Source organism: Moraxella lacunata (assembly GCF_002027545.1).
GTDB lineage: Bacteria > Pseudomonadota > Gammaproteobacteria > Pseudomonadales > Moraxellaceae > Moraxella > Moraxella lacunata.
On record NZ_MXAN01000061.1, the window covers coordinates 1 to 5481 of the forward strand.

2 tRNA genes and 3 rRNA genes are annotated in these 5481 nt (G+C 47.7%); all 5 read left to right on the forward strand.

Going from position 1 to position 5481, the window contains the following annotated elements:
• Positions 1-210 precede the first annotated feature (210 nt).
• The 5 genes from B5J94_RS08985 to rrf all read left to right on the forward strand — a co-directional run bounded on the left by B5J94_RS08985 (position 211) and on the right by rrf (position 5389).
• Positions 211-1740 (forward strand): 16S ribosomal RNA (locus B5J94_RS08985).
• A gap of 61 nt (positions 1741-1801) precedes the next feature.
• Positions 1802-1878, forward strand: a tRNA-Ile gene (locus B5J94_RS08990).
• 4 nt (positions 1879-1882) lie between these two features.
• A tRNA-Ala gene (locus tag B5J94_RS08995) sits at positions 1883-1958 on the forward strand.
• A 280-nt stretch (positions 1959-2238) separates the two neighbouring features.
• Positions 2239-5097: ribosomal RNA gene (locus B5J94_RS09000) — 23S ribosomal RNA — on the forward strand.
• 178 nt (positions 5098-5275) lie between these two features.
• Positions 5276-5389: ribosomal RNA gene (gene rrf / locus B5J94_RS09005) — 5S ribosomal RNA — on the forward strand.
• The 16S, 23S and 5S rRNA genes sit together here with 2 tRNA genes alongside, the layout of an rRNA operon.
• Positions 5390-5481 lie beyond the last annotated feature (92 nt).

Consider the following 5481-nt stretch of genomic DNA (forward strand, 5'->3'; position numbering starts at 1 on the left):
CACTATTTAAAAACATACTAAGAACAACTTGTGTGGATTTTTGCTAATACAAGATAATACAAAAATTATCATTTATCAAGCAAAAATACTCAAAGTTAATTCATTTACACGATGAGCAAATTTGCTAGTAATAAATGAGCCAAAAACAAAAAGCCCTAACTTCTAATTAAAATGTTTATCATCTTAATAAGTTAATAGGCAACAAAGATTAAACTGAAGAGTTTGATCATGGCTCAGATTGAACGCTGGCGGCAGGCTTAACACATGCAAGTCGAACGATGAAGTCTAGCTTGCTAGACGGATTAGTGGCGAACGGGTGAGTAATGCTTAGGAATCTGCCTATTAGTGGGGGATAACGTAGGGAAACTTACGCTAATACCGCATACGTCTTACGAGAGAAAGGGGGCTTTTAGCTCTCGCTAATAGATGAGCCTAAGTCGGATTAGCTAGTTGGTGGGGTAAAGGCCTACCAAGGCGACGATCTGTAGCTGGTCTGAGAGGATGATCAGCCACACTGGGACTGAGACACGGCCCAGACTCCTACGGGAGGCAGCAGTGGGGAATATTGGACAATGGGCGAAAGCCTGATCCAGCCATGCCGCGTGTGTGAAGAAGGCCTTTTGGTTGTAAAGCACTTTAAGTGGGGAGGAAAAGCTTGTGGTTAATACCTACAAGCCCTGACGTTACCCACAGAATAAGCACCGGCTAACTCTGTGCCAGCAGCCGCGGTAATACAGAGGGTGCAAGCGTTAATCGGAATTACTGGGCGTAAAGCGAGCGTAGGTGGTCATTTAAGTCAGATGTGAAAGCCCCGGGCTTAACCTGGGAACTGCATCTGATACTGGGTGACTAGAGTAGGTGAGAGGGAAGTAGAATTCCAGGTGTAGCGGTGAAATGCGTAGAGATCTGGAGGAATACCGATGGCGAAGGCAGCTTCCTGGCATCATACTGACACTGAGGTTCGAAAGCGTGGGTAGCAAACAGGATTAGATACCCTGGTAGTCCACGCCGTAAACGATGTCTACCAGTCGTTGGGTCTCTTGAAGACTTAGTGACGCAGTTAACGCAATAAGTAGACCGCCTGGGGAGTACGGCCGCAAGGTTAAAACTCAAATGAATTGACGGGGGCCCGCACAAGCGGTGGAGCATGTGGTTTAATTCGATGCAACGCGAAGAACCTTACCTGGTCTTGACATAGTGAGAATCCTGCAGAGATGCGGGAGTGCCTTCGGGAATTCACATACAGGTGCTGCATGGCTGTCGTCAGCTCGTGTCGTGAGATGTTGGGTTAAGTCCCGCAACGAGCGCAACCCTTTTCCTTAGTTACCAGCGATTTAAGTCGGGAACTCTAAGGATACTGCCAGTGACAAACTGGAGGAAGGCGGGGACGACGTCAAGTCATCATGGCCCTTACGACCAGGGCTACACACGTGCTACAATGGTTGGTACAAAGGGTTGCTACACAGCGATGTGATGCTAATCTCAAAAAGCCAATCGTAGTCCGGATTGGAGTCTGCAACTCGACTCCATGAAGTCGGAATCGCTAGTAATCGCAGATCAGAATGCTGCGGTGAATACGTTCCCGGGCCTTGTACACACCGCCCGTCACACCATGGGAGTTGATCTCACCAGAAGTGGTTAGCCTAACGCAAGAGGGCGATCACCACGGTGGGGTCGATGACTGGGGTGAAGTCGTAACAAGGTAGCCGTAGGGGAACCTGCGGCTGGATCACCTCCTTAACGAAATTATCTGATTGGCAAGAATCCACAACAAGTTGTTCTTAGTAGCGTAAGTTAAATTGGGTCTATAGCTCAGTTGGTTAGAGCACCGCCTTGATAAGGCGGGGGTCATAAGTTCAAGTCTTATTAGACCCACCATTTTGGGGTTATAGCTCAGTTGGTAGAGCGCCTGCCTTGCACGCAGGAGGTCAGGAGTTCGACTCTCCTTAACTCCACCACTTACAATAAATTAGAACTAAGCAATCAAATAAAACACCATTAAATTAGATTTCTTACTTCTACTTTATGTAGATGACTTACAATTAACTGATGAAGTTAATTTCAATTATTTAACAACGTATATATGAGTCTGGGTTAATTATTTAATTCCAACAAATAATTAACCATGGTGTTTGTACCCAATACAAACACCTAAAGTAAAGAGAACTGAATCAAGCGTAAACATAGGTGAATCGTTACACATTACCCTTATAACACCAAGACTACTTGGGGTTGTATGGTCAAGTAATGAAGTGCACATGGTGGATGCCTTGGCAGTCAGAGGCGATGAAAGACGTGATAGCCTGCGATAAGCGTCGGTGAGGTGGCAATATCCTGTGACCCGGCGATTTCTGAATGGGGAAACCCAACCAACATAAGTTGGTTATTACATAGTTTACTGTGTAAGGCAAACCGGGAGAAGTGAAACATCTCAGTACCCCGAGGAAAAGACATCAATTGAGATTCCCCAAGTAGCGGCGAGCGAACGGGGAGGAGCCGATCAATTTTACAGTAGCAAAATGGCGTGGGAAAGCCAACCATAGTAGGTGATAGTCCTGTATGCGAAACTGTTTATGAGACATATTAAGTAGGGCGAGACACGTGAAATCTTGTCTGAAGATGGGGGGACCATCCTCCAAGGCTAAATACTCCTGACTGACCGATAGTGAACCAGTACCGTGAGGGAAAGGCGAAAAGAACCCCTGTTAGGGGAGTGAAATAGAACCTGAAACCGTGTGCATACAAGCAGTCGGAGCGGACTTGTTCCGTGACGGCGTACCTTTTGTATAATGGGTCAGCGACTTATATTCTGTAGCAAGGTTAACCGTTTAGGGGAGCCGTAGGGAAACCGAGTCTTAATAGGGCGATTAAGTTGCAGGGTATAGACCCGAAACCGAGTGATCTATCCATGAGCAGGTTGAAAGTGCCGTAACAGGCACCGGAGGACCGAACCCACTGTCGTTGAAAAGCCAGGGGATGACTTGTGGATAGGGGTGAAAGGCTAATCAAACTCGGTGATAGCTGGTTCTCCCCGAAAGCTATTTAGGTAGCGCCTCGGACGAATACCATTGGGGGTAGAGCACTGTTTCGGCTAGGGGGTCATCCCGACTTACCAAACCGATGCAAACTCCGAATACCGATGAGTAATATCCGGGAGACAGACGGCGGGTGCTAACGTCCGTCGTCAAGAGGGAAACAACCCAGACCGCCAGCTAAGGCCCCAAATTCCTAGTTAAGTGGGAAACGATGTGGGAAGGCACAGACAGCTAGGAGGTTGGCTTAGAAGCAGCCACCCTTTAAAGAAAGCGTAATAGCTCACTAGTCGAGTCGGCCTGCGCGGAAGATGTAACGGGGCTCAAACTAGGAGCCGAAGCTGCGGATTTAATTGTTTCAATTAAGTGGTAGGGGAGCGTTGTGTAAGCCTGTGAAGGTGTATCGTAAGGTATGCTGGAGGTATCACAAGAGCGAATGCTGACGTGAGTAACGACAAAACGGGTGAAAAGCCCGTTCGCCGGAAGACCAAGGGTTCCAGTCCAACGTTAATCGGGGCTGGGTGAGTCGACCCCTAAGGCGAGGCCGAAAGGCGTAGTCGATGGGAAATCGGTTAATATTCCGATACTTGTTTATGATGCGATGGAGGGACGGAGAAGGTTATGTCAGCCTGGCGTTGGTTGTCCAGGTGGAAGGATGTAGTTAGGTTTAGTAGGCAAATCCGCTAGACTATTAATGAGATCTGATAGCAAGCCAGTTTACTGGCGAAGTGGCAAATACCCTGCTTCCAGGAAAAGCTTCTAAGCGATAGTCATAAAGAAATCGTACCCGAAACCGACACAGGTGGTCAGGTAGAGAATACCAAGGCGCTTGAGAGAACTCTGCTGAAGGAACTAGGCAAAATGGTACCGTAACTTCGGGAGAAGGTACGCTGCCGATGGTGATGGAACTTGCTTCCTGAGCTGTTGGCAGTCGCAGATACCAGGCTGCTGCAACTGTTTATTAAAAACACAGCACTCTGCAAACACGAAAGTGGACGTATAGGGTGTGATGCCTGCCCGGTGCTGGAAGGTTAATTGATGGGGTTAGCGTAAGCGAAGCTCTTGATCGAAGCCCCAGTAAACGGCGGCCGTAACTATAACGGTCCTAAGGTAGCGAAATTCCTTGTCGGGTAAGTTCCGACCTGCACGAATGGCATAATGATGGCAGCGCTGTCTCCAGCAGAGACTCAGTGAAATCGAAATCGCAGTGAAGATGCTGTGTACCCGCGGCTAGACGGAAAGACCCCGTGAACCTTTACTACAGCTTTACATTGAACTTTGACCTAACTTGTGTAGGATAGGTGGGAGGCTTTGAAGTAGGGACGCCAGTTCCTATGGAGCCAACCTTGAAATACCACCCTGGTTATGTTGGGGTTCTAACTTAGATATAACAGTATCAAGGACAATGTATGGTGGGTAGTTTGACTGGGGCGGTCTCCTCCTAAAGAGTAACGGAGGAGTACGAAGGTGCGCTCAGAACGGTCGGAAATCGTTCAAAGAGTATAAAGGCAAAAGCGCGCTTAACTGCGAGACCCACAAGTCGAGCAGGTACGAAAGTAGGTCTTAGTGATCCGGTGGTTCTGTATGGAAGGGCCATCGCTCAACGGATAAAAGGTACTCTGGGGATAACAGGCTGATACCGCCCAAGAGTTCATATCGACGGCGGTGTTTGGCACCTCGATGTCGGCTCATCTCATCCTGGGGCTGAAGCAGGTCCCAAGGGTATGGCTGTTCGCCATTTAAAGAGGTACGCGAGCTGGGTTTAGAACGTCGTGAGACAGTTCGGTCCCTATCTACCGTGGGCGTTGGAAATTTGAGAGGATCTGCTCCTAGTACGAGAGGACCAGAGTGGACGAACCTCTGGTGTTCCGGTTGTTTCGCCAGAAGCATCGCCGGGTAGCTACGTTCGGATGGGATAACCGCTGAAAGCATCTAAGCGGGAAGCCCACCTCAAGATAAGATTTCCCTAAAGAGCCGTTGTAGACTACGACGTTGATAGGTTGGGTGTAAAAGCATAGCGATGTGTGTAGCTAACCAATACTAATTGCTCGTTTGGCTTGACCATACAACACCCAAGTGGTTTAAAAAAACTACTTCATGTGTTGTATGATAAGTAAGTGTAAAGATTTTACCTAACAAGCTTGAATCAATCTTGAATAACTTAAAAAGTTAAAACTTTAAAAATTAAAATTTAAAGTAAATTAAAACAACAGACTCATAAACAGCGTTGTTAATCCTTTTACGCTGACGACAATAGCAAGATGGAACCACCTGATCCCTTCCCGAACTCAGAAGTGAAACGTCTTAGCGCCGATGGTAGTGTGGTTCGCCCATGTGAGAGTAGGTCATCGTCAGCACCTTATTTAAAACCCCCTACATTGGAAAATGTGGGGGGTTTTGGTTGGGGTGGGGTGGGGTGGGTTATAAATGATGATAGGGGGTGGGTTTT